Consider the following 26,751-nt stretch of genomic DNA (forward strand, 5'->3'; position numbering starts at 1 on the left):
CGCCGGAATCAGAACCCGACCTGCTCGTTCATGTAGAACGTGTTGAGGATCGAGATACGCGGCCGATCGGTCTTGATCGGCGGCCGTCCGTGCCAGCTCATCTTCGTCAGCGAGTGGTAGGCCTTGAGGACGACGAAGGCGTAGCCGAGATTGGGCAGGAACGGGACGGTCTTGACCGGCTCCAGGCAGTACGAGTTGACGTGCAGCAGGCCCTTCAGCGACGCCTGATACAGCGTGGTGCCGAGATTCTCCTGGCTCGCGTCGGGCGGGCAATAGAGCTGCATCGTCACCACCTTCTTGCGGGTGTCGGGATGCGGCTTGATCTGGTAGCCGTCGACGTCGCGGTAGAGCACCGGCTTTGCGACCAGGGTCAGGTCCTCGGCCTTCGCGACCTTGTCGCCCTTGGCACGGATTTCCAGGCCGTCATGCAGCCGATCCCGGATCGCCTGCTCGACCTCCTTCGACGTCAGCATCGCCGACACGGCCTCCCAGGCCGGCCGGATTTTTGCCTCGACCTTGCCGATGTGCTCGCCATAGAGGCGGAGCGCGAGGCGCGAACCGGACGCCGTGATCTTGTCGTATCCTTCGGTCGGCTCGCTCTTGATGAGGTCGCGGTAAAAATCCTCCGGAAAGAAATTGCGGAAGACGATGTGCGGGAACGGGTTCGCCGAATAGTCGGCGGCCCGAATGCTCGACACGGCATGAGCAATGAGTTCGTTGGTCAGGGAGTCCTCGGAGGACTGCCTCATTGCTAGGGTCATCTCAACCTCACTCGGGTAGGGAAATCGCTTCGATACCGTGGGATAGAAGAATGTGGAGACCAAGTATAGCGCGAAACGCCATGCGGGTCAGCCCTGTCGCCTCCTTCTGAGAGTGCCTATAACTTATTGTTATAGCTATAATATTCGTCTCGGGAAAATTGAGAATGCCGGATGGTTCCGCGCTAACCTGCCGGATCTTGGTTCCGCCATTCGCGTGTTCGATCCCTCCCTCCCCATCCATAGTAGCCACGAAGCGTCGATCATCGGTCCAAACAACGAAGCTTCCTCTCTTGTCGGCAGGACTGCATGCCACGCGCCCCCGCGTCTCACTTATAGAACCGAGCGTCCCATTCCTGGAGCTGGACAGGAAATTTGGAAATCCCTTGAGTTTTCCGCAACGGGATTTGTGGGGAGGCAAAGGGTGGCGAACGTAGCGCAAGCAAATTCACAAGGAAGCGCCGGCGAAGGACATGGCTCCAGCGCCGTCGGCACCAGCACGTGCCTTCGGAGCGCGTCCGTTGAACGTGCATCGAGATCGGCCTGGATCGCGATCGCGCTCAGCTTCGTCGCGGTGCTGCTCGACGGGCTTGATACCAGCTCGATTGGCGTGGCTGCTCCCGCGATCGCAGCTCACTTCATGGTGTCGCCGGCGGCGCTCACGCCTGCATTTGTGCTGACGAGCGTCGGCGCCGTGCTCGGATATCTGGCCTCCGGGCCGCTGGTCAGCCGCTGGCAGGCGCGTACTGTCCTGATCGCAAGCGTGACAGCGTTTGGCGTTCTCTCGCTGGCAACGCCGCTTGCGGGTTCGGTGGGGCAGCTTGCGGTGCTACGCCTGATCACCGCGATCGGACTCGGTGCAGCATTGCCATCGGCCATTGCAATTGCGACGTCGCAATGCCCGCCACGGCTGAAGGAGACGGCTGCCGTCATCGTCGGCACCGGGCTCGCCGCCGGCGGTATCCTGGGCGGTGTGCTGGGCGCAGTCCTGACCGCGCGTTTGGGTTGGCAGTCCATCTTTATCATCGGCGGTGCCCTGCCGCTCGCGCTCTCGCTCGTTCTCCTGCTGTGGTTGCCGAGGCCGATCGCCGCGCGCGATCTGGGGTCGACGAATCAAAGCGGCGTGCACCGGGGCGGTCTCAAGCTGATCGGAGATCTGCTCGCCACCGGCCTTGCGACCCGGACCATTAGCCTCTGGATATTCTCCTTTCTGATCTTCGCCGACGGTTACGCACTGGTGTTCTGGCTGCCGACGCTGCTCGTCAAGCTCGGCTTCTCGCCCGAATTCGCGCAGCTTGGCGTCAGCTTCTTCAGCGCCGGCGGGCTGGTCGCCAACGTCCTCGTGATGCTCCTCGTGAGCAGGCTTCCGATTGCGCGTATCCTGCTGTCGGCCGTGGCCCTTGCGGTCATCTCTGCCGCAGGATTTGCGGCGCATGACATGGTCCCGCTCGGTATTTGGCTGCTGATCGCCGGAACCGGTGCAGGTCTGATCTCCTGTAGCGTGGGCCAATCCGCTCTCGCCGTGGCGATCTATCCCGAAGCGCTTCGCACCCACGGGGTCGGCTTCTCGGCTGCCGCAGGCCGCATCGGATCGATCGTCGGGCCCGCGGTCGCAGGTCTCCTGGTTTCGATCGGCGTTGCGCCGAAAGCGATCGTGCTCGCGGCCTCGCTTCCCGCGTTGCTTGCGATCTTCGCCCTGCTTCCGCACTTGCGGACGACGGCGCGGTCATGATGCAGCGTTTCGAATCTGGAACGCTGCTCGCCATTTTCGGACGCTGGATGGGTCGGGTGCGAGAGCTTAAGCCGTGGGCCCAGGAAGTGCCTTGCTGGAACAGGAATGACCGCCGTGGAGCATGTTGAGCTGGAAACGCCGTTTGGTCGGCTGCGCGGCGCGCGATCCGAGAGAGTGACGGCGTTTCGGAGAATTCCGTACGCGGAAGCCCCCGTCGGCCTGTTGCGCTTTGAGATGCCATCAGCGCCGCCGCGATGGGGCGGCGTTCGCGACACGATCGCGGCCGGACCGGTCCCTCCGCAGAATCCATCGCGCCTCGATGTGGTGATGGGGACCTACGATGTCGAGCAAAGCGAGGATTGTCTCCATTTGGACATCTGGACCAGCCATGCGGCGGGCGACCGCGCGCCGGTCCTGGTGTTCATTCATGGCGGCGCCTTCATGACCGGAGGCGGATCGCTGCCTTGCTACGATGGAGGCATCCTCGCGAAGGAGAATGGCCTCGTCGTCGTCAACATCAGCTATCGGCTCGGCATTCTCGGCTTCTTCCCGCATCCCGGCCTTGGCGGTCTGAACCTCGGCCTGCACGACCAGGTCGCAGCGCTGCGCTGGATTGCACAAGCCATCAGTGCGTTCGGCGGCGATCCGCAGCGGATCACGGTGATCGGCCAATCAGCCGGCGCGTTCAGCATCGCGGCCTTTGCCGGCATCGAAGCCGGATCGGGGCTGTTCAACCGGGCGATCCTGATGAGCGCGCCGGTCGGCATCAAGCTGCGGACCGTCGAACAGTCGCGACCGGTCGCAAATGCGATCCTCGATGTTCTCGGGATCGCCGCTGACGATTTCGACAAGCTCCGAACGATCCCGATCGATCACGCCCTCGAGGGCCTGCGCACGCTGCAAAGGCGGCCGCCGGCGACGCCGGGAGATATCACGCCGCCCTTTATGCCGGTTCTGGACGATGCCCTCGTGCAACGCGATCCCATCGCGTCAATTCGAGGCGGCGGCGCCCATTGGTGCGACATGATGATCGGGGTGACGCGCGAGGAGTATGCAGCGTTTTCGATCTCGAATCCTTCGCTCGACGAACTCTCCGAGGAAGCGCTGGAGGACCTGATCCGATCCCACGGTGACGCCGACGCAAGCACGACGCTTGCAAGGCTGCGTTCGGCGCGCGTGCCTGCGACACCTCGCATGATCCTGGGCGACTTCCACAGCGAGCGGATGTTCACAAAGCAGAGCCTGGAGATCGCGGCCACGCAGTCCGGGCTCGGTCGAAAAGCGTTCACCTATCTGTTCGATTGGCAGGCACCCGTTCCGGGACTGGGAGCCTGCCATTGTATCGATCTTCCCTTCCTGTTCGGCAACATCGATGTCTGGCAGGCGGCTCCGATGATCAAGGGCGCCGACAGGCGCGAAGTGCAGGACCTGAGCCGGCTCTTCAGAGGCTCGATCGCCGCGTTTGCGGCAGCGGGAGACCCGAACGCACGCGGTCTCCCCGAATGGCCCGCTTACACAGCGGATCAGGCGGTCCTGCGTTTTGATCGCCGCATCGCCGCATCGCGATACATCGCCTGACTCAACGCCTGGCCGGTCTGCGCCTACGCTTCTTGGAGGCGCGTTGGGATTTGGGCTTCTCATCGGGCGCCGCGCCCGATTGCGGCCGACCGTCGGACGGGCGCAGCCTGTCCTGAAGAAATTTGGTAAGACCAGTCAGGAACAACCGGCCGGCGATTGTCAGGGACCGGCGCGAAGGATAGAGCGCATAGAACGTCACCGGGGGCGGCGCCCAGCCGGGAAGCGGCAGAACGAGCCTGCCATCGAGCAGGTCGGCGTCACACATCGGCATCGGCAGTCGCGCGAGACCGAGGCCGCGTAACGCAGCCTGGCGAATGATGTTGAGGTTGTTGGCGGAAAAGTTGAGCTTGACGTTGATCTCCGTCGTCGCATCGTTGGCGCCCAACAGCCGCCAGCGCGCCATGAAGCCATCGGCGCCCCATCCGACGCCCGGGAGACCTTCGAGATCTGCGGGGCTCGCGCGGTGGCCGAGGCGCGCCATCAGGGCGGGCGCTGCGACCAACTGGTAAGGCGTTGTCGCGAGCTTCTGGCAGATCAATTCGGAGTCCGCCAGATCTTCTCGCGCTGGATGGATTGCGAGATCATAGTGATCGATCTTCGGGTCGAACGTTCCCTTGGTATTGTCCAAGGTCAGCCGGACATCCGGATAGGTCTCGGCAAACTGGATGGCGAAATCGGTGACCAGAATCTCGGAGAGGACGGCCGGGCAGGAGATGCGCAGCATACCTGAGGGGCGGTTGGTGCGGACCTCCGCAAGCGCCTTGATGGCGACCAGTTCCTCCCTAATCTTCTGGCTCCGTTCGTAGATCGAGAGGCCGATTTCGGTCGGCGCAAAGTTTCGCGGGCCGCGATGAACGAGATGCACGCCGAGCTGACTTTCGAGGTCACTGATCCTTCTGCTCAGGCTCGACTTCGGAATGCCGGTCTTGCGGCTCGCAGCCGACAGGCTGCCGGCTTCGATGATTTCGACGAGGAGTGTCAGGTCATCGACTGTTCCCATGGTGATCCTCTGCCGAGACCTCAGACAGGAAGTCCGCTTCGATGAGACGATCGAAAGCGGGACTTCCGCAAGCACGCCATCGTTCCAATCCTGGAACGTGACTGTACCGATTGCCGGACTTTTTGTCCCGCGTCCACTGCCTATGCTGTTTCACCGAACCGAACGGGGCGGTTCGAGGGGAAACGCCGGACCACGACAGCGTCTGATGTCTTGGACCGGGGCATAGAGAACATTGGAGGGGGAAGTGAAGCGTCATATTCAGCCGATACTCTTGGCACTGGCTTTTGCGTCGTTCGCAAGCGCGGCAGCTCTCGCGGAGGATTTGCCGGTCAAGGCCAAGCCGGCGTCGTCCGGTCAGCCATTCTTCTTGTTGATCGATGATCGTCTCACCTTCTCATACATCCCCAAGGCGACGGACCCCGGGGTGTTCTCCAGGAATCCGGACGGGTCGCTCAACAGCACGACCGCGATGCAGGTCTACTCGTTCACCCATTTCGACATCTGGCAGTATGGCACGAACTTCCTGAACATCTCGATGTTCAAGTCGGACCATAACGATCCCGCCAGCCCCTGCACGAACGCGGGCGTCGTCGTCAATCCGGGCACCGGTGTCGCAACGCCGGCTAATTGCGCGGGTGCAATCTCCTTCACTGGCCAGGGCCGTTCGACATTCGGCTGGAATGAAATTTTCAACACGAAGGCTTTCACGGTCGGCCCGCTCCGCAACATCTCCTTCGAGGTCGGTTTCGACCTGAGCTCGACGAACTACTATCGGGCCGCGGCTGCGCAGGCCGTCTCGGCCGGTCTGCAGTTCCAGTTCGATCTTCCCTACAAGGGCTATGTCAACGTCGCGCCGCTCGCGACCTGGATCTACATGGCACACATGGGATTCCTGCAGTGCGGCGGTGGCTTTGCCCCTCCGGTGCCCGGCGTGAGCTGCCTGCCCGACGGCAACCGGCGCTATCAGCCGACCTGGGCGATTGAGACGAATTACTACATGGATCTTGGCTTCCTGCCTGAGAGCGTGCGCTACTTCTCCGTCAGCGGTCGGGCGCAATTGCTTGGCGCCCTCGGCCCGGAGAACAGCCCGCTTCCCTATAATCCATTGCCCTTAGCGGCGCCGGCCAACTCCATGACAAAAATCTCTCTCAATTCCGAGCCGATCCGCCTGACCTTCGATGCCTCCAAGGCGATGTGGGGCCCGAAATTCTCGCACTATGTCGATGTCTGGGTGGCCTACCGCTACTGGCAGAACAAATACGGTCTCGATCACAATGTCAGCAAGCTCTGCACGATATCGCCTGGGGTGAGCAACAACACCTGCACCGAATCGAGCATCTACAGCGGCATTAGCATGAAGTTCTAGTTTCGCTTGCCTCCAGAAAGCGATTGATGCCGCGCGACTCGCGGTATCATGCTTTCGGTGCTGCACCAAACGGGGGCGGCATGAGAATTCAAGAAACGTCAAGACTAGAGAGGGTGCCTGCCCATCCAAGGTTGCCAGCGCGGAGTATCCGGCTTCCTGGATTCGATCCGGGCGGCTTGGCACCGTCAATCCGCCGAGAAGCCGAACGGCACGCTCAGCGTCCTGAAATCGTCCGGAAGCAGCTCGCGTCCGATCGGCGGCGCGGAGCGCGCGGTGCATCGCGGGCGATGGCAGACGCGGCAGGCGACGCCGATCGGCGTGATCTCGTCCGCGCTCGGCTCCTTCTGATTGCGGGTGTAGATCAACTGCCCCGCATGCTCGGCGGCGCAGCCGATCGCGATCGCCCGCTCGACGCGGATCGCGCCGAACGAGCCGCCGCCGGCGGTGACGGTGCGCGCGATCGAGAAGAAGCGCTTGCCGTCGGGCAGCTCCAGCCATTGCGTGATGATCTGGCGCGGCGTCTTGAAGATGCCGTGCACCGACCACAGCGGACAGGCGCCGCCGTGCTTTGCGAACGGGAAGCCGGCGCCGTCGAGCAGTTTTGAGATATTGCCGGCGGGATCGACGCGGATCAGGAAGAACGGGATACGTTCGAGGCCCGGCCGCTGCAGGGTCGTGACGCGGTGCGCGGTCTGCTCGAAACTGGTGCCGAACTGCCGCGCCAGCGCTTCCAGATCGTAGCGGCGTGCGTCGACGGCCTTTGCGAACGCCGTGTAGGGCATGATGAGGGCCGCAGCCGCATAGGCGCCGAGCGCCCGGCGCGCCAGGAGCTGCGCGCTCTCGGAGGTGAACTTGCCAGCTTCGAGGGCCGCAGCGATCTCGTTTTCCATTTCGAGGTAAGCGAGCTGCTTGGCCAGCTCGAAATGCAGGCTTGCGGTATCGAGTGAATCCTCCAGCAGCAATTGCCGGCGATGCAGGTCGAGCCGCCTGAGTGAGCCGAGCATGACGTTGGGCGGCAGGTAGCGGACCTGCAGGTTATGCCGCGTCCTCAGCCGGTCGATGAAACCGGCCGTGCCCGCCGACTCCTGCGCGATGCGTTCGGCGGCGTCGTCGATATTGGCAAAGTTGTTGCGACGTGCGGCAAGGAATCGCCGGACGTCGGCGACGGGATCGTTGGCGTCGAAATCGCCGTGGCCAGACGATGCGGCGGCGCCCGCCAGCGCGGGGTCCCGTCGCTCCGCCAGCGCCAGCTGTTCCTCGCGATAGGCGGTGTAGAGGCGAAGGAACGCCTCGGTCATGCCGGGATAGCTGACGGCGAGGTCGCTGATCTCAAGCGTGGGGATGTCGATGTCGGAGAACATCGGATCCTTGAGCACGGACTGCATTCGCGCGGTGTGGTCGGCGCCGCCGTCGCCGGCGAGATCGGCGAGGTCGATCTTGTAGGTCCGGGCTAGGCGGAGCAGCATGTCCGCCGTCACCGGCCGCTGATTGCGCTCCAGAAGCGCGACGTAGGGGGCGGAAATCTCGAGATCCGCCGCCATATCGGCCTGGGTCAGGCCCAGATCGCGCCGGAGCCGGCGCAGTCGGGGGCCCATGAAGATCGAACGGGCGCTGGTGGTGGTGCTCATGGCGAGTTCCCTGGCGCTGTAAGGTCCTTACAGCTATACAGCATATTCTTGTAAAGTGTGACAAGTTTTCCGCGTAGGGACTGGTCTTTGACGGGTTGGCGCGTTCAAAAAGGTGCCAGTTGTCGTCATCGAAGGGATCACGGACATGAATTTCCAACCGCGCGGGATCAGCGACCGGGCCATCCAGGGACCGGCGTCCTACCAGAACGAGATTGAGGCGGCCGAAGCCCTCCTCAAGGACAAGCCCACCTGGAACGGCGTCTCCGCCGAAGCCGTGGCGCGCATGCGCCTGCAGAACCGCTTCAAGACCGGCCTCGACGTCGCCCGCTACACCGCGGCGCTGATGCGTGCCGACATGGCCGCCTATGACAACGACCCGACCAAGTACACCCAGTCGCTCGGCTGCTGGCACGGCTTCATCGCCCAGCAGAAGCTGATCTCGATCAAGAAGCATTTTGGCGGCAAGACCGATCGCCGCTATTTGTATCTCTCGGGCTGGATGATCGCCGCACTTCGCTCCGAGTTCGGCCCGCTGCCCGACCAGTCGATGCACGAGAAGACCTCGGTGCCGGCCCTGATCGAGGAGCTCTACACCTTCCTGCGTCAGGCCGACTCGCGCGAGCTCAACGACATCTTCCGTGCGCTGGACAAGGCGCGCAAGGAAGGCGACAAGACCCGCGAGAAGGAGCTGATCGAGAAGATCGACAACTTCCAGACCCACGTCGTGCCCGTCATCGCCGACATCGACGCCGGCTTCGGCAATGCCGAGGCGACCTATCTGCTCGCCAAGAAGATGATCGAAGCGGGTGCCTGCGCGCTGCAGATCGAGAACCAGGTCTCCGACGAGAAGCAGTGCGGTCACCAGGACGGCAAGGTCACCGTGCCGCACGAGGTGTTCATCGCGAAGATCCGCGCCTGCCGCCACGCCTTCCTCGAGCTCGGCGTCGAAGACGGCGTCATCGTGACCCGCACCGACTCGCTCGGCGCCGGCCTCACGCAGCAGATCGCCGTCAGCCACAAGCCCGGCGACCTCGGCGACCAGTACAACAGCTTCCTCGATTGCGAGGAAGTGACGGCGGCGACCGCCCGTAACGGCGACGTCATCATCAACCAGAACGGCAAGATGATGCGTCCGAAGCGGCTGCCCTCGAACCTCTATCAGTTCCGCCCGGGCACCGGTGAAGACCGCTGCGTGCTCGACAGCATCACCTCGCTGCAGAACGGCGCGGACCTGCTGTGGATCGAGACCGAGAAGCCGCATATCGAGCAGATCGCCGGCATGGTCGATCGCATCCGCAAGGTCATCCCGAACGCGAAGCTCGCCTACAACAACTCGCCGTCCTTCAACTGGACGCTGAACTTCCGTTGGCAGGTGTTCGACGCGTGGAAGGAAGCCGGCAAGGACGTCAGCAAGTACAGCCGTGCCGAGCTGATGAAGGTGGAGTACGACAACACGCCGCTGGCGATCGAGGCCGACGAGCGCATCCGCACCTTCCAGGCGGATTCGGCCAAGCGCGCCGGCATCTTCCACCACCTGATCACGCTGCCGACCTATCACACGGCCGCGCTGTCCACCGACAACCTCGCCAAGGAATATTTCGGCGAGCAGGGCATGCTCGGCTACGTGAAGAACGTGCAGCGCGCGGAAATCCGCCAGGGCATCGCCTGCGCCAAGCACCAGAACATGGCCGGCTCCGACATCGGCGACGACCACAAGGAATATTTCGCCGGCGAGGCCGCTCTGAAGGCAGGCGGCGTCCACAACACGATGAACCAGTTCGGCTAAGCGAACGGATCATCTGAGTTCTTGCGGGGCGGTCTCGTCATCGAGGCCGCCCCGTAACTTTGACGAGAGTAAACACTCCTGAGTTTGGCGCGCGTCAGCGTCGCTCCAGCCGCCTTCAAGATCGAACCGGCTGCCCGATTCCCAGCAAATTACCTTCGCTGTCGCGGAACCATGCGCCCCGCTCGCCGATACCCTTGCTGGGGTAGTTCCCGGTAATCTCCGCAATGCCGTCGACGGTCTTCAGGCCAGGCAGGTCATACTCCTCGAACGCGACGCCCCGGGCGCGAAGCTCGCGCACCGTTGCCTCGATATCCTCCACTTCCCAGCCCATCTGCGTGTGCGTGCCGGATTGCGTTCCAGCCGAGACGAAGATCGCAAACTCGCCAGTCGCACCGGCGTAGCGGAGCCCGCCCTCGCGCTGTTCGGTCGGTTCGAGCCCAAGCTTTTCCGAATAGAACGCCCGCGCGCGATCCAGGTCTTTGGCCGGGAGACGGGTTGCTACCTTTGCGTTCCTGAGCATGCCCTCTCTCCTGTCTCTTGTCCTTGAGCTCGGGCTCCGCGCTATCAGTTCTCGCCGTCGGCGCTACGAAATCGCGACGATCTCGATCTCCTGACCCGCGTTCTCGAAGACGTCTCCGACCGCCTTGCCCATCAGGAGACGGGCGATCGGCGAGACGAAGGAAATCATGCCCTGCTTCGGGTCGGCTTCGTCTTCGCCGACGATGCGATAAGTCTGGACGCGTCCATCGTCACGCCTGAAGGTGACGGTGCTTCCGAAGCTTACGCTATCGCTCGCGGTCGGATCCGGAACCACCTGCGCCGTTCGTACGCGCGCCGCAAAGTATTTTCCATCGCGGAGCGGCAGCGCGCTCTCGCGGCGCCGTTCATTCACGTCCTCGATCTTCTGCGCGAGTTCGTAGGCCTCCTGCGCCTGCTTGAGCTGTGCTTCCAGGGCCTTCAGGCCTGCCGCCGTCACGAGGTTTTCGTGCGGCGAGATCGGGCGATCCGGCAGCAGGGTCTCTGATGCCGTCTCGGCGCTTTCTTCCTTGGTGAATGCGACGCTCAACTAACCCTCGTACTGATCCAGTCCCATCGCCCACAGCGCTTCGTCATGGCCGTTGGCGTAGTTGCGGTTGTTCACCGCCGGATTGCGGTTGACCATCGGACGCATGAACATCGGGTGGGTCGCGCTACGCACCTCGTGCTCGACCGTGAACAGGTGCTTGCCGCTGTCGAGATCGACGATGTCGCAGAACCGGTACTGGTACTGATTGTCCTCGCGCGAGACCAGATTGCGCTCGAGGAGTCGCCGATAAGGGCCTGAGAAGTTGGTGATGTACATCTGCACATGGTGGCCGTCATAGTCGGGCTGCGGCCGGTCGCTCTCGCGGTACAGCAAATATTGATCGCGGCCGGTTTTCACCGTCGCAACCTTGCCGTCGCCATTCCGCAAGCTCGCGGGCATGCCCATGATGTCAGGATAGAACGCGCAAATCGCTTCTGCGGTTCCAATGGGCACCTCGAACTCGACATAGGGAATGCCGAGCGTGATGCGGCCGAAGCGCGCGGCGTCCGGCTCGTAGCAGCGCAGTCGGTTGCCCCATGGGCAGGTCGCCTCGACATAATCGTTGTGCTCGGCGAACGCGAAGGCCGTGCCCTCGAGCTTCTTCGCAACCGAGGCCAGCCGCTGCAGCAGGGCTTCGCGGCCCGCGATGACAAGCCCGGTATGACCGCGCACCACCTGCGGCTTGCCGCTCGGCAGGTGAAACTGGCTCCGCCCGGCATTGATCCACATGTTGGTGTCGGACACCATCAGATAGGGATCGCGGGTGAGCCCAAGTCCCGCCACGTAGAATAACGTCGCCAGGCGCTGATCCGGGACCTGGATGTTGACGTGCTCGAAATGAATGGCGTTGCCGAGATCCTCGGCGGAACGGTCGAATTTTTGGGACATGGATGCGGCTCTGGCTGCGGGACGGACTACCTATAATAGAGCAGAACGCCCGCCTGTCGAAACCTCCGGCCGATCACTTCTGCTGACCGAGCCATGCGAGCGGCCGCCTTGCCGCTAAGGCCATTCCCTGTAATCTGGCAAGAAACAACAGGGAAGAGACCGATGGGGGGAGTTTTGGAAGGCGTGCGCGTCCTGGATTTCGGGCGCTATATCGCAGGGCCCTATTGCGCGACTTTGCTGGCTGAGTTCGGCGCCGAGGTCATCCGCGTGGAAAAGCGCGACGGCAGCGAAGATCGCTTCGTCGCGCCGGTCGGCGAAGGCGGCGAGGGCGCGCTGTTCCTGCAGGTCAACCGCAACAAGAAATGCATCACGCTCGACCCGATGAAGGACGAAGGGCAGGAGGTGATGCGCCGCCTGATCGCAACATCAGACGTCGTCGTCGCCAATCTGCCGCCGCAGACCTTGCGTGCGATGAAGCTCGACTACGACTCGTTGAAGGCAATCAAGCCGGACATCATCCTGACCACCGCGACCGCATTCGGCGGGCCCGGGCCATGGTCCGACCGCGTCGGCTTTGATGGCGTCGGCCAGGTCATGTCGGGCTCCGTCTACATGACCGGCGAGGGGAATCCGCCATACCGGGCCGCGGTGAACTGGGTCGATTTCGGCACGGCCCTGCACTGCGCGTTCGGCACGCTCGCGGCCCTCATCGAGCGCGGCAAATCCGGACGCGGGCAGATCGTCGAAGGCGCGCTGCTTGCCACCGCATTGTCCTTCACCAACGCGACGCTGATCGAGCAGGCCGTCATCAATGTCAACCGCGTTCCGACCGGGAATCTCGGCCAGACCGCAGCACCGGCCGATATCTACCGCACCAAAGACGGCTGGGTGCTCTGCCAGGTGACCGGTCATCCCCTGTTCAAGCGCTGGGCCAAGCTGATGGGCGAGGAAGAGCAGTGGCTGAACGATCCGCGCTTTGCCGACGACATCAGCCGCGGCAACAACGGCCCGATCATCAGCGAGCGGATGGCGCGCTGGTGCGCCGAGCGCACCACGCAGGAGGCCGTCGATACGCTCGGCAAGGCGATGATCCCGACCGGCCCCGTGCTGAGCCCGCAACAGGCGCTGGACCATCCGCACATCCGCGCTGCCGGTTTCATGCAGGATGTCGACTATCCCGGCCTGCCGAAACTGGCCCCGGTCTCGCGGGCCGCCATCCGGTTGTCGGAAACACCGGGCAAGATCGCATCACGTCCGCCGACGCTCGGCGAGCATACCGACCGGGTGCTGGCCGAGCTCGGCTATAGCAGCGATGCGATCGCTGCCCTTCGGAGAGGCGGCATCATCTAAAAAAGCGGCAGCATCGGCCCTTGCCATCTTCGGTATGATAGTTTTTGATAAACATCATACTTGGAGTGGCTACGGTGAATGGACCACGGCGCGTGATCAATGGGGCTGTGCGGGCGGTTAAGCCCGGCACGGTCCTGCTGTTCGGCGGGCTCATTGCCGCCAATATCGCCGCCTGGGCCTGGGCTTTTGCTGTCTTCGCCGACCGGCCCGCGATCATGGCGACCGCAGGGCTCGCCTGGGTGTTCGGCCTGCGCCACGCCGTGGATGCCGACCATATCGCGGCCATCGACAACGTCGTGCGCAAGCTGATGCATGACGACGATGCACCCAGGAGCGCGGGGCTTTATTTCGCGCTCGGCCATTCCACCGTGGTCGTGATTGCAACCGTGCTGCTCGCTGTGGGCGTGGTGAGCTTCGGTGGCGACAGCCTGCTCAAAAGCATCGGCGGCCTGATTGGCACGTCGGTCTCCGCGATCTTCCTGCTGCTGATCGCCGTCATGAACCTCGTCATCTTCGTCAACCTGTGGCACACCCTGCGCGCGGTGCGCGACAGCGGTGTCCACGATGCCGAGCAGCTCGACGCATTGCTGGCGGGCCGTGGCTTCCTGGCGCGGCTGCTCGCGCCGATGTTTCGCCTGGTGACAAAACCAAAGCACATGTATCCGCTGGGCTTCCTGTTCGGGCTCGGTTTTGACACCGCGACCGAGATCGGCCTGCTCGGCATCTCCGCAACCGAAGCCGCGCACGGCATGTCGCTGTCGCACTTGCTGGTGTTTCCTGCCCTGTTCGCCGCCGGCATGGCGCTGGTCGACACCGCGGATTCTGCGCTGATGGTGAGCGCCTATCGCTGGGCTTTTGTCGATCCCGTGCGCAAGCTCCGGTACAACCTCACGATCACCGGTGCGTCCGTCGCGGTCGCGCTGTTCATCGGCGGCGTCGAGGCGCTCGGGCTGATCGGCGAGCAGCTTGGGCTGTCCGGCGGTCTCTGGGCGCTGGTCGACCATCTCAACGACTCCCTCGCCGGTTTTGGCTTCGTCGTCATCGCGCTGTTCGCACTCGCCTGGCTCGTGTCCTTCGTGCTTTATCGTGCCGCGTTCAGAGCCGATCGCGCTGAGGCGGACGAGTTGAAGTGCGGTAATGTGGTCGAGGCTGCCTAGGATCGGCGCGCTCGGCGCCTGCGTCCTCCTGATCGACACGACGCGCGCTCTTGCGCAGGATGCCGGAGGCGAACGCCGCCTGCCGCCGATCGAGGTGACGCGCGACGACGTTCCGCGGAAAAAGCAACAGCCAGCGCCGCGCCGGCCCACGCGAACGGCAGCAACCACGAGCCGTATCGTGGTTTATCCTGCGGCATCGGTTGCATCGGACGGGCGCGGCACGGCGTCCGGTCCGCCCGTCGCACCGAGCATGGCGAGCCAGATCACGGTGTCGGGCGAGGAGTTGAACGCACGGCCGGTGACGCGTCCCGGCGAGGTGCTCGAAGCCGTCCCGGGACTGATCGTGACTCAGCATTCCGGCGAGGGCAAAGCCAACCAGTATTTTCTGCGCGGCTACAATCTCGACCACGGCACCGATCTCGCCGTTTATGTCGACGGCGTGCCCGTCAACATGCGCACTCACGCGCATGGCCAGGGCTACGCCGACCTCAACTGGTTGATTCCGGAAACCATCGGCGCGATGGAGGTGAAGAAGGGGCCTTACTTCGCCGACGAGGGCGATTTCTCCTCGGTCGGCGCCGTGCATATCGGCCTGATCGACCGCACCGTGAAGGGCCTGGCGCAGATGACCGCCGGCAGCTTTGGCTATCGCCGCTTCCTCGGTATGGATTCTGTGAAGCTCGGCGAGGGCACGCTGCTGGTCGCCGGCGAAGCCGGCACTTACAACGGCCCCTGGGACAATCCGGACAATGTGCGCAAGCTGAACGGGCTCGTGCGCTACAGCCAGGGCACGGCGACCGACGGCGTGTCCGTCACCACGATGGCCTATGCGAACACATGGAACTCCACCGACCAGGTGCCGCAACGCGCGATTGACTCAGGCCTGCTCGGCCGGTTTGGGTCGGAAGATGAGAGCGACGGCGGCAACACCAACCGCTTTGCGCTGTCGGTGCGCGTGGCGCAAAGCGATGACAAGGGATCGTGGAAAGCCAACGCCTTCGTGGTGAAGAGCGAGCTCGATCTCTACAACAATTTCACCTATGTCCTCGCCAATCCCGTACTCGGCGACCAGTTTCACCAGCACGACGACCGCCTGATGGCCGGCGCCAACCTCTCGCGGACGCTCGACGGATCGTTCGCGGGCCTGCCGATGCAGACCACGATCGGCCTGCAATCCCGCTACGACGCGATCGATCTCGCGCTCACCAGGACATTCCAGCGCAGCTTTCTCTCCAATATCCGCAGCGATAAGGTCGGCGAGGGGAGTGTCGGGGTCTTTGCCGAGACCAGCATGCGCTGGACCGACTGGCTGCGCACGATCGCCGGCTGGCGCGGCGACTACTATTCGGCCGACGTCACCTCGCTGTTCAATTCCAACAATTCAGGCCGCGCGAACGCTGCGATCGGTAGCCCAAAGCTGCGCGTGGTGTTCGGCCCCTTTGACAAGACCGAGTTCTTCCTCGGCGCCGGCTACGGCATGCATTCGAATGACGCGCGCGGCGCGACCACGACCGAGGACCCCAGTGATCCCGTCAACAAGCTCACGCCGTCGCCGCTATTGGTGCGCACCAGGGGCGCGGAGGTTGGCGTGCGCAGCAAGCTCATTCCCGACACCGAGACCTCGCTCAGCGTCTTCATCCTCGACCAGAATTCCGAGATCCTGTTCTCTGGCGATACCGGCGACACCTCGGCGACGCGCGCCAGCCGCCGCTACGGCTTTGAGTGGACCAACCATTACCGCCCAAGATCGTGGATCGATATCGACGCCGATCTCGCCATGACCCATGCGCGCTTCCGTGGCACGGATCCGGACCAGGCCGCGGTCTACGCCTCGCTCGCGGGCTTTCCGGAAGCGCAGATCGGCAACGCGCCCGGCAACTACATCCCGAACGCGCCGGCAATGATCGCATCCGCAGGCATTACGCTGGGGGAGAAGACCGGCTGGTTCGGCGGCGCGCGCTGGCGCTACATCGGTTCCAGCCCGCTGACGGAGGATAACGCGTTCCGCTCGCAGCCGACCAGCATCGTCAATGCGCGGCTCGGTTACCGCACCGAGAACGGCTGGCGCATTCAGTTCGATGTGCTCAACCTCTTCAACAGCAAAGCGAACCAGATCACCTATGCCTATGGTTCGCTGCTGAAGACCGACACGCTCTACAACCTCTGCGCCGCCAACGCTGCGCCCGCCGCCGTGTGCAGCAACGGCGTGATGGATTACGTGCTGCACCCGGTCGAGCCCATGACCTTCCGGGTGACGATGGCGGGAAGTTTTTAATTCGCGCTCAGCGCCGTCCTGGCCACTTCGGCCATCCAGCCGGAGGCCGTCGGCAAAATCGCGTCGTTGAAATTGTAGTACGGGCCATGCAGCTCCGCGCCCTCGCGCAAAGCGCCGTTGCCGATCCAGACGAAGGCGCCGGGGCGATGCTGGAGGTAGAAGGCAAAATCTTCGCCGGCCATGCTGGGCGCGAGATCGCGCCGCAGCGGCGCCGCGACCCTTTCCGCGGCCATGCGCGCCAGGCCCGCTTCGTGCGGCGCATTGGCGAGGACGCCGACGCCGGGCGTGACTTCGGACGAGACCTTGACGCCAAAACTGGTCGCGACGCCCGCGCAGACCCGCTCGATGCCTTCGGTGATGACATCCCTGACCGGGCCGCGGTGATTGCGCAGCGTGCCGCGGATCGTCACGCGCGAGGCGATCTGGTTCGGCACCGTGCCGCCCTCGATCGTGCACAGCGACAGCACGGCGGTGTCGAGCGGATCGACGCTGCGCGACACGATCGATTGCAGCGCGACGATGAGATGCCCGGCCGCGACCACGGGATCGCGCGTCAGATGCGGCATGCCGGCATGGCCGGGATGTCCGTCGATCGTCAGCGTTACCCGACCGCCGGCGGCCATGACAACGCCGTCATGCACCGCGATCGTACCGGCCTCGAGCCCGGGCCAGTTGTGGAAGCCAAAGATCTGCGTCATCGGAAACCGCTCGAACAGGCCGTCGGCGACCATCGCCTTCGCGCCGCCAAGCCCTTCCTCTGCCGGCTGGAAGACGAAATCGACGGTGCCGCTCCAGCTCGTGTCGGCGGCCAGCAGCGCGGCAGCGCCGAGCAGCGAGGCTGTGTGGCCGTCATGTCCGCACGCATGCATGATGCCGGGATTGCGCGAAGCGTAGGCAAGCCCGGTTTCCTCCGTGATCGGCAGTGCGTCCATGTCCGCGCGCAGGCCGACGCGTCCCTGGGCAGCCCCGCGCGTCAACGTCGCGACGATGCCGTGGCCGCCGATGTTGGCCGTAAAGGGAATGCCGAGCTCGATGAGCCGCGCCTGCACGAAGGCCGCCGTCGCCTTTTCATGCAGGGACAGTTCGGGATGGGCATGCAAATGCTGGCGCCACGCGGTCAGTTTCCGGTGCAGGTCGGGTGTTACGGCTGGTGTCACGATTGGCGTCTCTCGCAGGCTGCGGCTCCCGCCACCATAACGAAATCCGCGCGCCCGTCATCCGGCGCCCGCGAATAGCTCGCGTGCAGCAGCGCTGCTCCTCACATCGTCATGGCCGGGCTTGACCCGGCCATCCACGTCTTTCTCTTAGCGCGAAGAACGTGGATGCCCGGGACAAGCCCGGGCATGACGGAGAACCCGCGACGTCTATGCGAGCTGTGCCAGCCCCTTCCAGTCGAAACTGATGCCGTGGCCGGGTCGCGGCGGCGCCAGGGCCATGCCCTTCTCCAGCACCAGGGGATGCTCGATATAGCGGTCGAGCCCAAAGCCATGGGCCTCGAGATAGGAGCGGTTCTGGCAGGCCGCCAGCAGGTGCACGGTGATGTCGTGCGCGCCATGGCTCGTCACCGGCAGGTTGAAGGCCTCTGCGAGCCGCGCGATCTTCATGAAGGCGGTCACGCCGCCACAATTGGTCACGTCCGGTTCGGGATAGGACACGGCACCCGCCGCGATGTAGTTCTTGAACTCCCACAGCGAACGCAGATTCTCGCCGGCCGCGATCGGCACGCCGCCGGCGGCCATGATGCGGGCATGGCCTGCGACGTCGTCGGGGATAATCGGCTCCTCCAGCCAGGTGAGGTCGAATGGCTGCAAGGCGCGGGCGGCGCGGATCGCTTCCTCCACCGTCCATTTCATGTTGGCGTCCGCCATCAGCGGAAAGCCCTCGCCGAGATGCCGGCGCATCGCCTGCACACGCGCAACGTCGGATTTGAGATCGGGGCGGCCGACCTTCATCTTGATGGCGCGAAAGCCTTTGGCGATGTTGTCGGCGGTCGGCTTCAAGAGCGCTTCGACCGTCAGATCGAGATCGATGCCGCCGGCATAGCAGGGCACGCGCGCGTCGTACCCGCCGAGCAGGCGGAACAGCGGCAGGCTCGCGCGCCGTGCCTTCAGATCCCATAGCGCGATGTCGAGCGCGGAGAGCGCGAGCACCGCGGCGCCGCCGCGTCCGCCATAATGCAGCGCCCACCAGACGTGATGCCAGATCGCCTCGCTGTCGTCGGCCTCGCGGCCCTCGACCAGTTCCGGAATCTCGCGCTTCAATATATCGGCGATCGCGCCGCCATTGCGGCCGACGGTGTAGGTGTAGCCGACGCCTTCCGCGCCGTCGGCATCGCGCACGCGGCAGGTGATGAGCTCGAACGCCTTGATCTCGCCATGCGTGCTATCGGAGAGAATCACGGGGAGGGGGATCCGGTAGAGTCCGGTCTCGGTGGTCTTGATAAGCGCCATGTTGTTTCCTTCCCGTCTTTTTCCTGCAGGTTAGGCCGATCGCCTGGCTTGGGCAACCTGCCGCGTGGCGGAATTGGCGTGACGATCCGCGCATGGAAACGCGATTGCGGAATCCGCCGCGTTCGATATTGATCTTGAACCGCAGCAAGCGTCGCAAGAGATGGCGCGCGGTTTCGCGATGGGAGTACGACATGCAGAAGATTGTTCGCTCGCTGGCGATGATCGCCGGATTATCTCTTGCGGCTCTTCCGTCGCTTGCCGCCGCGCAAAAATATCCAAACCATCCGGTCAAGATCCTCGTCGGCTTCAGCGCCGGCGGCCCCGTCGATGTCGTCGCGCGCATCGTCGCGGATAGGCTGCAGGCAAAGCTCGGCCAGCCCTTCGTGGTCGAGAACCGCGCCGGCGCCAACGGCATGATCGCGGCTGAAGCTGTTGCACGCTCCGAGCCCGACGGCCACACGATTCTTGCCAGCAACTCGTCCGCGATCACGCTCAATCCGACGCTGTTCAAGGACGCGCGCTACGACGTGCAGCGCGACTTTGCGCCGCTCACGACAGTCGTGTCGGCGCCGCTGGTGCTGGTGATCAATCCGGAGAATCCCAAGACGGCCGACATCAAGACGGTGGCCGATCTCGTCGCCGCCGCCAAGGCTGCCCCCGGCGCGCTCGCCTATGGCTCCGGCGGCAACGGTAATCTTGCGCACCTCGCCATGGAGCTGTTGAGCCAGAAGGCCGGCATCAAGATGATCCACGTGCCCTATCGTGGCGGCTCCGCGGCCGAGGTCGGCATCCTCGCGCAGGAGACTTTGGCCGTGTTCGATCCGCTCTCCGCCGTGCCGCTGGTGAAGGCCGGCAAGCTGCGCGCGCTCGCGGTGTCCTCCGCCGCGCGGCTGCCGGCTCTGCCCGACGTGCCGACGGTCGCAGAGGCCGGTTATCCCGGCTTCGACCTCTCGTTCTGGGTCGGCTTTCTGCTGCCGAAGGCCACGGCGGCGCCTGTTGTCGAGACGCTGCACAAGGAGATCGTGGCTGTCGCGACCGATCCGGCGTTGAAGGAGCGGCTGGAGACGCAAGGCGTCGTGTCCGTGCTCGGTGCGGCCGATTATGCGGCGAGGATCGAGAAGGAGACGCGGGAACTCGCCGCCGTCGTCGCCGCTGCCAACATCAAGGCGGAATGAGGCAAGTCGCCCGAAAATAAATCCTGCGGCGATGTCGGAACGCGATCGGGGCTAGCGTCCTTGGACCAGGACCCAGCGAAAAGGAGCCGCAAATGGCGCAAGCCGCGAAGAACACGATCTGCATCTGGTATGACAAGGACGCCGAGGCTGCGGCCCGCTTCTATGCCGCGACGTTTCCGGACAGCAAGGTCGGGGCGATCCATCGTGCGCCCGGCGATTATCCCGCCGGCAAGGAGGGCGACGTGCTGGTCGTCGAGTTCACGGTTGCCGGCGTCGCCTGCGTCGGCCTCAATGGCGGCCCCATGTTCAAGCACAACGAAGCGTTCTCGTTCCAGATTGCCACCGACGATCAGGAAGAGACCGACCGCTATTGGAACGCCATCGTCGGCAATGGCGGGCAGGAGAGCGCTTGCGGCTGGTGCAAGGACAGATGGGGCATTTCCTGGCAGATCACCCCGCGCGTGCTCACCGAGGCGATGGCCAAGGGCGGCGGCGAGGCCAAGCGCGCCTTTGCGGCGATGATGGACATGAAGAAGATTGATGTTGCCAAGATTGCGGCGGCGCGCCGCGGGTGATCCCGCTCACCGCTTATAGCCAACGTAGCTCATACTGATCGAGGCGCGGCGCGGCGGCGTTTGCCACGCCGACATTTCGATCGTGTCGGCGCCGACGCGCCAGCTCGCCCGATGAAAGTGTTCCTTCTCGGTCGGCTGGTCGGCCCGCTCGCGGGCCTTCAACGATGTCTCGATCAGGCCGGGCAGCGTGTCGGCCGAGACGCCCGTGGCCGACACTGCGCAGCTCACGCTCGGCCCGTCGTCGGGCCCGGTGAAATAGGTGCTGATGCCGCCGACCTTCTCGCCGTTCTTCATCAGCCTCGCAAAGTAGACGATATCGATATTGGCCCCACGCTCCATCTCGGGTTTGACCGGGTTGTCGCTGACGAAACCGAGGCTCGTTGCGATGCGCTGGATCTGGCTCGGCCTGGCCGGCTTGGGCGCGCAGATCTTTGCGAAGAGATCGACCAGCATGGCGCTGTTGTCCTCTTCCGCAACCGTCGTGTCCGCAAGCGCCAGCAGCGCCAATCCCGCGATCGTAAACCGGATCATGCGCATCACCGCATCGTCGCGAGCTGCACCGCGAGCGCGCAGGCGCGGTCGTATTCGTCGAGATTGATCCATTCGTCGATCGTGTGCGCCTCGTTCTGTCCGGCGCCGAAGGTCACGGTCGGAATGCCGTGACGGACCATCCAGTTCGCATCCAGCCCGCCATTGGCGGTGCGGACGTTCGGCGTGCCGCCGACCGCGGAGACAGCCTCGACCGCGCGTTTGACGACGGGCAGATTGTCCTTCATGCGGAACGGATAATAGTCGGTCACGGCCGTGAACTTGACCTTCCCGGACTTGCCTTGCGCATTGGTCACCTTTTTGGCGGCCTTCTCGAACGCCGCCTTGTAGGCCTTCGTGATCTCCTTGAAGAATTTTCCGTCATGGCTGCGGCTCTCACCGCGCACATGCACATAGTCGGTGACGACATTGGTGGCATCGCCCGCGGGGCGGCCTTCGCCGCCGGTAACGGGACCGACATTGCTGGTGCCTTGCCTGGCGCTCGCGCCCTTGCCCTTCACCACCTTGCCGAACCAGCCGCCGGCCTTCACATCCGCGAGCGCCAGCGCGAGGATCATGGTCGCGGAGATGCCGCGCTCCGGTGCGACACCCGCATGCGAGGCGCGGCCAAAGATCTCGACATGCCAGCGATCGGCGCCGACCGCGCCGATGACGACGTTGGAGGCCGAGCCGCCGTCATAGTTGAAGGCCATCTTCGGCGAGCCGAGCTTGTCCAGCTTGACATGGCGCGCGCCATAGAGCCCGCTCTCCTCGCGCACGCAGAACAACAGCGTGATCGGCGGATGGTCGAGCTTCTGCTTTGCGAGCTCGGCGGCCAGCGTCACCAGCACGCCGCAGCCGCAGCGATTGTCGCCGCCCAGCGCGGTTTTTGCCTCGTTGACGATCTTGCGACCGGAGAGTTTTGGCTTGGCGCCGGCGCACAGCGGCACGGTGTCCATATGGGTCATGAACATGATGCGCGGCTGGTTGTGCAGCACGCCGCGGCCGGGCAGGTCGACGATGAGGTTGCCGGTCTCGGTCGGCACCGGAATGCGCGTGTTGGCATCGTCGAGCCGGATCGCATCCGCGGATACCCCGGCCTCTTGCAGCGCCGCGGTGAGCTCGCGCCCGATCGCGGCCTCCTGTCCGGTCACCCCTTCGACGGCGAGGAAGCGCATCAGGCGATCGGTGGCGGCTTTGGTGTCGACGGGCATGAATCATTCCTTTGCGTAGACCGTTGCGACTCTAGTTTATCGCCGGCGGCCGCGACGTATAGGCCAAAAAGATCAGCGATCCGATCGTGAGTCCCGTCGCCATGAACAGCAGCACGGCGGGCAGGCCCGCGAGCGCTGCGACCGCGCCGGTGATCGACTGCATCAGCGCCGCACCGAGGAAGAAGGCGAGGTTGACCGCGGCGAGCGCCTTGCCCGCGGTCTGCGCGTCGACCAGTTGCCGCGACATGCCAAAAATCAGCGGCTGCGCCGAGGTCGCCAGTCCAATGAGCACGAACAGCGCGAAATCGTATTGCGGCGGCATCACGGAGACGCCGAACAGCGCGGACACCGGATAGTTCGGCGCGCCGAGCGCCATCAGCGCCAGCAGGATCGCGCCGGTCAGATGCGAGGCCGCCACCAGCTCGCGGCGCCGGCCGAGTTTCCGGTCGATCATGCCGATGCAGAGCGGGCCCAGGATCATCGCGAGCGTGAAGGCGCCGAGCTGGTTGCCGGCCTCGACCCGCGAGAGTCCCTTGATCTCCATCAGCCACGGCCCGCCCCACAGTCCCCGCAGCACCAGCGAGGTCGCAAGCGACACCAGCGCAAGCGCGATCAGCCCGCGCAGCTGATACGACAGGCCGAGCCTGAGCACCTCGATCATCTGCTTCAGCGGCGAGGAATCGTCCTTGTGCTCGGCTGGCTGGCTCGGCACCAGCAAGAACACCGCGAGCGCAACCGCGACGCCGGCGAGGCCAGCGATCCAGAACCCGGCGCGCCAGCCATAATGATCGACCACGAAGGCGAGCGGTGACGACGACAGCAGCATGCCGACATTGCCGATCGAGAGGATCGCGCCCGACCACAGGCCGAAGCGCGCCGCCGACAATTGCTTGGCGGCGAGCGTCATCGGGCACATCAGCATGCCTGACGTGGCGATCCCCAGCAGCACCTGGCCGACCGCAAAGCTCTCAGGTCCGGTCGCAAAACCCGACGCGATGGCGCCGACCACGGTTCCCGCGAGCAGGCTGAGCGACACCGGCCGGACGCCGAACCGGTCCATCGCGGCGCCGACCGGAATCTGCGCGGCCGCAAAGGCAAAGGGATAGACCGAGGTGAAGCTCGCCAGCGCCTGCGGCTCCAGATGGAAATCCGCCGCCATCAGGTCGAGGCTCACGGCCGGAATGGTGCGGAGCAGCGTCGACAGCATGTGCCCGCAGGCGAGAGCTACAAGTGCAAACACCAGCGCACGGGTGCCGACGCCGGCATCGTCATTGGCAGCAATATCCATGCGCGTCCCGTCCCGACCAGCTTTTCGCTGGCGTTACACGATCGGACGACGCGTGCCAACTGCGCGAGGGACAGCCCCGTCATTCCGGATCGCGGGTGTTCGGCATCCCTGAGAAATCCGCAAGCCGCGTAAGCAATGCGATGTCCAATGGTCCGATCACGGGAACACGCGAAGACGTGACCGGCAAATGTGTTCTCCTTCACACGGTCTCTCCCACGAGAGGCTCAATTATTGGTTGTGTTTCTTGATTTCATGAGGAGGCTGCAATGGGATTTCCACTTCTGAAATTGATGGACATGACCGGGCCCCTGAACTTTCCGACCGACATCGCCATGGCGGAAGTCATCGGCCAGGAACGTTTTCAGGTGGCCACGATGCGTTTGGTGCCGAATGACGAGCTCGAGCGCACCGAGTTCGAGTTCGACAATCAGTCATTCGTGCCGTTCCAGAATCCGCTGCAATTGCGGCTTCTCCTCAACGGGCCGGGCGCAGCGTTCCTCGGCGAGACCATCATCGACGCCGGTGATGCCGGCCAGGGAGCGAAGAACATCAAGTTCAACCCGGCCGGGCCCGGCGGACCGTTCTACGAGCTGACCTACAAGGTCCTGCCGGCGAACTGACCTGCGGCCGCCGTCACCGCGGCGTGCCGCGGCACGCCGGGTGCGGCAATTGTGCAAATCGCGCTCACTGTCGTGCAACGCTCTCTGCGCGCAGCGTCCGTCGCTTTCGCCACACCTGCAGATCGACCATCACCTTGATGGCTGCGGCGAGAACAAGCGCGCAAAGCGCCAGTTTCGAGACGGTTTCCATCGTCCCTTCGATCAGCACGCAATGGACCACGCCGCCTGCGACGATCACGATCGCGAGCGGCATATGGATGATGCGCCAGGTTTGCGCGCGCAGTCCCAGCCGCCGCCGCAGTGCGGCGAGAGACGCCACGGCGAAGATCGCCCACATGGCGATCACGCCGAAGGGCGAGAACGGCGTCGGCGACGCGAAGGTGAGGGCGTCGATCATGTCGGGCGGGCTGGTGATCCAGAGGCCGGCGACGTGGATCACGATGGCCAGGACCAGCGCGCCGCCGATCCAGTGATGCGCGCGCCGCCCGCGATAGGCCGACAGTCCCGGCAGATAGCCGCCGATCAGCAAGGGCTGAACCAGCACGAGCCCGAGCGCGACGATCCCTGCGAAGCCGGCGAGGATGTAGACCGGGCCGCGCCATGCGAGCTGCTCGCTCGTTGCGGCGAGCGCGATCGGCACGCCAACGGCAAAAGCAAGGGCGACCCAGATCAGGATCGCCCGCGCCGATGTCCACCGCTTCATTCGCAACCCGTCAGGCCGGCTGCAGCACGAAGTGCGCCTCGAGGCTGGTCTCTTTCGCGCTCTTCATCACCGGCCGCAAAAACACGGTTTTGAATTCACCGCTGTCATAGGCGAGGTGACCGTGCGGCTGGCCGAAGATCGGAATGATCTGCGGCATCTCGAGCCGGAACTTGCCGTCCTTGTCGGTGAGCGTCGCGCCATGGCTCTGCGGCTCGTGCTCCTGTCCCTCGACGGTGTGCGCCCAGATCTGGATGCGCTGGCCGGCGAGCGGAGCGCCGTCGCCGGCGCGGCGCACCGTGCCGCTCATCCAGAAGCCGCCCTTGCCGATCCGGTCCACGATGTCAGCGCCCTTGCGATAATTGTTGGCGCCGCCCGACATCGACTGCGTCGGCGCGAGGCCGTCCGCATGCGCGGGCAGCAGAAGGCCGGGAGCCCCGGTTGCGACGATCCCCGTTGCGAGGGCGGAGCCGCCGGCGACGAGGAGGTTGCGGCGGGTGAGGATGAGGGTCATGCAAACTCCTCCTGCGAACGTGCAGTCGTTTGGCCCGAGGGTACAACAACGCGCGCGAGACGCCCAGTTCCCGTTGCGCGACGGGAGAGCTGCGATGAGGCGCAATAACGGTGTTGTGAATGGGGTGTCGGCCGAAGCGGACGAAAGCGCCGATCGCTCCGTTTGGCCGGAGCGATCGGCGAAGTCAGGGGAGGAAACGCCCGTGGGGGCGCGGCAAAGCGGCTGACGCTCAACCGGTATCCGCAAAATAGCCTGCCCTGTGGATGCAACCTATGATCTAGGTCACACAAGGGGCGGGCGCTTGAGAACTTGCGCAACAATGGTCTCCCGCGGCTTCACTCGGCGAGTTTGGCGAGTGCTGCCGGAGCATCGACGAAGGCGAACGGATTGAGAAATTGCCGCCCCCACAGGAAGTTGCGGTCGACTTGCGAGAGTGCCGCCGCGTCGCAGACCTCCTTCCAGAACTTCTTGATGGCCCTGATTTGTGCCGCGATGATCGCGGTCCCCTCACGCGTGTCGAGCAGGAAGAGGGGAGCGGCTTCAAGGCAGGTTGTGAGCTGGCTCGTACGTCGTTCGCCGGTGATGAGCATCGCCTGAGCGGCCTCGCCGCCTGACCTGGCCTGCGGACAGATGTCGTAAGCGGGCGTCAGCGAGAGTTCCTTCCCATTCCAGAACGCCGCATGGTTCCGGGCGTGATCGTCCGTATTGCCGCAAAGAATGTTGAACACCATCCTTCCGTACAATTCCCTGAGCGTTTCCTTGGGCGCGACGAACCGGTGACGGATGATCGTCGCCAGGTCTTCGTAGCTCGCGTAACGCGCCATCATCTCCTCGAGCTGGAGCAGCGTCAGCGCCGACACCATCGCGCGGCGCTGCCACCCTCCGTCGGTCTTTTGCCGATCGAAGCGTTCGATGAGTAGCACGTCCTTTCCGGCGGCGCGTTCGAGATTGACGGCGGCCGCAGCGAGACCTGCTTTCGCAGCAAGCCGCATCGCCACGAACTCTGCCTTGACGACATTGTAGAGATCGTTCTGCGACGAGAACTTCGCGATGTACTTTCTGTTGTCCGACGTCATCATCGTCTTCGGCCGCGCTCCGCCGAC

At 64.3% G+C, this 26,751-nt stretch carries 24 protein-coding genes; 10 read left to right on the forward strand and 14 right to left on the reverse strand.

Going from position 1 to position 26,751, the window contains the following annotated elements:
• Nucleotides 1-8: 8 nt before the first annotated feature.
• On the reverse strand, nt 9-761 hold the full coding sequence (locus tag C2U70_RS14285; RefSeq protein ID WP_140978798.1) for a hypothetical protein: 753 nt from the start codon (nt 759-761) through the stop codon (nt 9-11).
• Between the two features lie 52 nt (nt 762-813).
• Here C2U70_RS14285 and C2U70_RS14290 point away from each other — a divergent pair, with 52 nt between their 5' ends.
• Nucleotides 814-2,490 (forward strand): MFS transporter, encoded by a 1,677-nt coding sequence (locus C2U70_RS14290; RefSeq protein ID WP_140978800.1) that lies wholly within the window; start codon nt 814-816, stop codon nt 2,488-2,490.
• Between the two features lie 105 nt (nt 2,491-2,595).
• Nucleotides 2,596-4,068 (forward strand): carboxylesterase/lipase family protein, encoded by a 1,473-nt coding sequence (locus tag C2U70_RS14295; protein ID WP_140978802.1) that lies wholly within the window; start codon nt 2,596-2,598, stop codon nt 4,066-4,068.
• 1 nt (nt 4,069) lies between these two features.
• Here C2U70_RS14295 and C2U70_RS14300 read toward each other — a convergent pair whose 3' ends face one another.
• Entirely contained in the window at nt 4,070-5,068 is a 999-nt protein-coding gene (locus C2U70_RS14300; protein WP_140978804.1) for a LysR substrate-binding domain-containing protein, read from the reverse strand.
• Between the two features lie 244 nt (nt 5,069-5,312).
• On the opposite strand from C2U70_RS14300, the gene C2U70_RS14305 reads away from it, so the two are divergent.
• Entirely contained in the window at nt 5,313-6,434 is a 1,122-nt protein-coding gene (locus C2U70_RS14305) for a hypothetical protein (RefSeq protein ID WP_140978806.1), read from the forward strand.
• Between the two features lie 185 nt (nt 6,435-6,619).
• Here C2U70_RS14305 and C2U70_RS14310 read toward each other — a convergent pair whose 3' ends face one another.
• Nucleotides 6,620-8,062: a helix-turn-helix domain-containing protein gene (locus C2U70_RS14310; RefSeq protein ID WP_140978808.1), complete on the reverse strand. Its 1,443-nt coding sequence runs from the start codon at nt 8,060-8,062 to the stop codon at nt 6,620-6,622.
• Nucleotides 8,063-8,207: 145 nt separating this feature from the next.
• On the opposite strand from C2U70_RS14310, the gene C2U70_RS14315 reads away from it, so the two are divergent.
• Nucleotides 8,208-9,848 carry an isocitrate lyase gene (locus C2U70_RS14315; protein ID WP_140978810.1) on the forward strand — a complete coding sequence of 547 codons (1,641 nt, stop codon included), beginning with the start codon at nt 8,208-8,210 and terminating at the stop codon, nt 9,846-9,848.
• A gap of 115 nt (nt 9,849-9,963) precedes the next feature.
• Here C2U70_RS14315 and C2U70_RS14320 read toward each other — a convergent pair whose 3' ends face one another.
• From C2U70_RS14320 to C2U70_RS14330, 3 genes are all read right to left on the reverse strand, one after another.
• On the reverse strand, nt 9,964-10,368 hold the full coding sequence (locus C2U70_RS14320) for a VOC family protein (protein WP_140978812.1): 405 nt from the start codon (nt 10,366-10,368) through the stop codon (nt 9,964-9,966).
• 63 nt (nt 10,369-10,431) lie between these two features.
• Nucleotides 10,432-10,914 (reverse strand): transcription elongation factor GreA, encoded by a 483-nt coding sequence (gene greA, locus C2U70_RS14325; RefSeq protein ID WP_140978815.1) that lies wholly within the window; start codon nt 10,912-10,914, stop codon nt 10,432-10,434.
• A complete protein-coding gene (locus C2U70_RS14330; RefSeq protein ID WP_140978817.1) occupies nt 10,915-11,802 on the reverse strand; it encodes a VOC family protein in 888 nt (295 codons plus the stop codon). It abuts the gene before it with no gap.
• Between the two features lie 162 nt (nt 11,803-11,964).
• Here C2U70_RS14330 and C2U70_RS14335 point away from each other — a divergent pair, with 162 nt between their 5' ends.
• The 3 genes from C2U70_RS14335 to C2U70_RS14345 all read left to right on the forward strand — a co-directional run bounded on the left by C2U70_RS14335 (nt 11,965) and on the right by C2U70_RS14345 (nt 16,584).
• Nucleotides 11,965-13,152 carry a CaiB/BaiF CoA transferase family protein gene (locus C2U70_RS14335; protein WP_140978819.1) on the forward strand — a complete coding sequence of 396 codons (1,188 nt, stop codon included), beginning with the start codon at nt 11,965-11,967 and terminating at the stop codon, nt 13,150-13,152.
• A 92-nt stretch (nt 13,153-13,244) separates the two neighbouring features.
• The gene (locus tag C2U70_RS14340) at nt 13,245-14,309 is read left to right on the forward strand and encodes a HoxN/HupN/NixA family nickel/cobalt transporter (RefSeq protein WP_186294256.1); all 1,065 of its coding nucleotides are present in this window, start codon (nt 13,245-13,247) and stop codon (nt 14,307-14,309) included.
• The gene (locus C2U70_RS14345; protein ID WP_140978823.1) at nt 14,290-16,584 is read left to right on the forward strand and encodes a TonB-dependent receptor; all 2,295 of its coding nucleotides are present in this window, start codon (nt 14,290-14,292) and stop codon (nt 16,582-16,584) included. The genes C2U70_RS14340 and C2U70_RS14345 overlap by 20 nt, the downstream gene beginning before the upstream one ends.
• Here the strand turns inward: C2U70_RS14345 and C2U70_RS14350 are convergent.
• The gene (locus C2U70_RS14350; RefSeq protein ID WP_186294257.1) at nt 16,581-17,741 is read right to left on the reverse strand and encodes an amidohydrolase; all 1,161 of its coding nucleotides are present in this window, start codon (nt 17,739-17,741) and stop codon (nt 16,581-16,583) included. The genes C2U70_RS14345 and C2U70_RS14350 overlap by 4 nt on opposite strands.
• Nucleotides 17,742-17,948: 207 nt before the next feature.
• On the reverse strand, nt 17,949-19,034 hold the full coding sequence (locus C2U70_RS14355) for a mandelate racemase/muconate lactonizing enzyme family protein (RefSeq protein WP_140978825.1): 1,086 nt from the start codon (nt 19,032-19,034) through the stop codon (nt 17,949-17,951).
• Nucleotides 19,035-19,225: 191 nt separating this feature from the next.
• Here C2U70_RS14355 and C2U70_RS14360 point away from each other — a divergent pair, with 191 nt between their 5' ends.
• On the forward strand, nt 19,226-20,209 hold the full coding sequence (locus C2U70_RS14360) for a Bug family tripartite tricarboxylate transporter substrate binding protein (RefSeq protein ID WP_186294258.1): 984 nt from the start codon (nt 19,226-19,228) through the stop codon (nt 20,207-20,209).
• 92 nt (nt 20,210-20,301) lie between these two features.
• Complete coding sequence (locus tag C2U70_RS14365; RefSeq protein ID WP_140978829.1) at nt 20,302-20,784, forward strand: VOC family protein; 483 nt, start codon at nt 20,302-20,304, stop codon at nt 20,782-20,784.
• A 6-nt stretch (nt 20,785-20,790) separates the two neighbouring features.
• On the opposite strand, the gene C2U70_RS14370 is transcribed toward C2U70_RS14365, so the two are convergent.
• The 3 genes from C2U70_RS14370 to C2U70_RS14380 are packed head-to-tail and all read right to left on the reverse strand — an operon-like array spanning nt 20,791 to nt 23,814.
• Entirely contained in the window at nt 20,791-21,315 is a 525-nt protein-coding gene (locus C2U70_RS14370; protein ID WP_140978832.1) for a hypothetical protein, read from the reverse strand.
• A gap of 5 nt (nt 21,316-21,320) precedes the next feature.
• Nucleotides 21,321-22,526: a M20/M25/M40 family metallo-hydrolase gene (locus C2U70_RS14375; protein WP_140978834.1), complete on the reverse strand. Its 1,206-nt coding sequence runs from the start codon at nt 22,524-22,526 to the stop codon at nt 21,321-21,323.
• Between the two features lie 31 nt (nt 22,527-22,557).
• Nucleotides 22,558-23,814, reverse strand: a complete 1,257-nt coding sequence (locus C2U70_RS14380) for an MFS transporter (RefSeq protein ID WP_140978836.1) — start codon at nt 23,812-23,814, stop codon at nt 22,558-22,560.
• Between the two features lie 266 nt (nt 23,815-24,080).
• Here C2U70_RS14380 and C2U70_RS14385 point away from each other — a divergent pair, with 266 nt between their 5' ends.
• Nucleotides 24,081-24,434 carry a hypothetical protein gene (locus C2U70_RS14385; RefSeq protein ID WP_140978838.1) on the forward strand — a complete coding sequence of 118 codons (354 nt, stop codon included), beginning with the start codon at nt 24,081-24,083 and terminating at the stop codon, nt 24,432-24,434.
• A 64-nt stretch (nt 24,435-24,498) separates the two neighbouring features.
• Here C2U70_RS14385 and C2U70_RS14390 read toward each other — a convergent pair whose 3' ends face one another.
• From C2U70_RS14390 to C2U70_RS14400, 3 genes are all read right to left on the reverse strand, one after another.
• Complete coding sequence (locus C2U70_RS14390) at nt 24,499-25,137, reverse strand: ferric reductase-like transmembrane domain-containing protein (protein ID WP_140978840.1); 639 nt, start codon at nt 25,135-25,137, stop codon at nt 24,499-24,501.
• Nucleotides 25,138-25,147: 10 nt separating this feature from the next.
• Nucleotides 25,148-25,648 (reverse strand): Twin-arginine translocation pathway signal, encoded by a 501-nt coding sequence (locus tag C2U70_RS14395; RefSeq protein WP_140978842.1) that lies wholly within the window; start codon nt 25,646-25,648, stop codon nt 25,148-25,150.
• 335 nt (nt 25,649-25,983) lie between these two features.
• Nucleotides 25,984-26,751: HipA domain-containing protein (locus C2U70_RS14400; RefSeq protein ID WP_140978844.1), on the reverse strand; the 768-nt coding region annotated here is incomplete at its 5' end.

It is taken from the genome of Bradyrhizobium guangdongense (assembly GCF_006483445.1).
GTDB lineage: Bacteria > Pseudomonadota > Alphaproteobacteria > Rhizobiales > Xanthobacteraceae > Bradyrhizobium > Bradyrhizobium guangdongense_A.

Excerpts from the sequence above, each read along its gene's own strand:
- C2U70_RS14395 (WP_140978842.1), bottom strand. The coding sequence starts at position 25,648 with ATGACCCTCATCCTCACCCGCCGCAACCTCCTCGTCGCCGGCGGCTCC.
- C2U70_RS14310 (WP_140978808.1), bottom strand. The coding sequence starts at position 8,062 with ATGAGCACCACCACCAGCGCCCGTTCGATCTTCATGGGCCCCCGACTG.
- C2U70_RS14390 (WP_140978840.1), bottom strand. The coding sequence starts at position 25,137 with ATGAAGCGGTGGACATCGGCGCGGGCGATCCTGATCTGGGTCGCCCTT.
- C2U70_RS14315 (WP_140978810.1), top strand. The coding sequence starts at position 8,208 with ATGAATTTCCAACCGCGCGGGATCAGCGACCGGGCCATCCAGGGACCG.
- C2U70_RS14320 (WP_140978812.1), bottom strand. The coding sequence starts at position 10,368 with ATGCTCAGGAACGCAAAGGTAGCAACCCGTCTCCCGGCCAAAGACCTG.
- C2U70_RS14295 (WP_140978802.1), top strand. The coding sequence starts at position 2,596 with ATGACCGCCGTGGAGCATGTTGAGCTGGAAACGCCGTTTGGTCGGCTG.
- C2U70_RS14330 (WP_140978817.1), bottom strand. The coding sequence starts at position 11,802 with ATGTCCCAAAAATTCGACCGTTCCGCCGAGGATCTCGGCAACGCCATT.
- C2U70_RS14375 (WP_140978834.1), bottom strand. The coding sequence starts at position 22,526 with ATGCCCGTCGACACCAAAGCCGCCACCGATCGCCTGATGCGCTTCCTC.
- C2U70_RS14360 (WP_186294258.1), top strand. The coding sequence starts at position 19,226 with ATGCAGAAGATTGTTCGCTCGCTGGCGATGATCGCCGGATTATCTCTT.
- C2U70_RS14345 (WP_140978823.1), top strand. The coding sequence starts at position 14,290 with ATGTGGTCGAGGCTGCCTAGGATCGGCGCGCTCGGCGCCTGCGTCCTC.
- C2U70_RS14385 (WP_140978838.1), top strand. The coding sequence starts at position 24,081 with ATGGGATTTCCACTTCTGAAATTGATGGACATGACCGGGCCCCTGAAC.
- C2U70_RS14335 (WP_140978819.1), top strand. The coding sequence starts at position 11,965 with ATGGGGGGAGTTTTGGAAGGCGTGCGCGTCCTGGATTTCGGGCGCTAT.
- C2U70_RS14380 (WP_140978836.1), bottom strand. The coding sequence starts at position 23,814 with ATGGATATTGCTGCCAATGACGATGCCGGCGTCGGCACCCGTGCGCTG.
- C2U70_RS14285 (WP_140978798.1), bottom strand. The coding sequence starts at position 761 with ATGACCCTAGCAATGAGGCAGTCCTCCGAGGACTCCCTGACCAACGAA.
- C2U70_RS14365 (WP_140978829.1), top strand. The coding sequence starts at position 20,302 with ATGGCGCAAGCCGCGAAGAACACGATCTGCATCTGGTATGACAAGGAC.
- C2U70_RS14355 (WP_140978825.1), bottom strand. The coding sequence starts at position 19,034 with ATGGCGCTTATCAAGACCACCGAGACCGGACTCTACCGGATCCCCCTC.
- C2U70_RS14300 (WP_140978804.1), bottom strand. The coding sequence starts at position 5,068 with ATGGGAACAGTCGATGACCTGACACTCCTCGTCGAAATCATCGAAGCC.
- C2U70_RS14370 (WP_140978832.1), bottom strand. The coding sequence starts at position 21,315 with ATGATCCGGTTTACGATCGCGGGATTGGCGCTGCTGGCGCTTGCGGAC.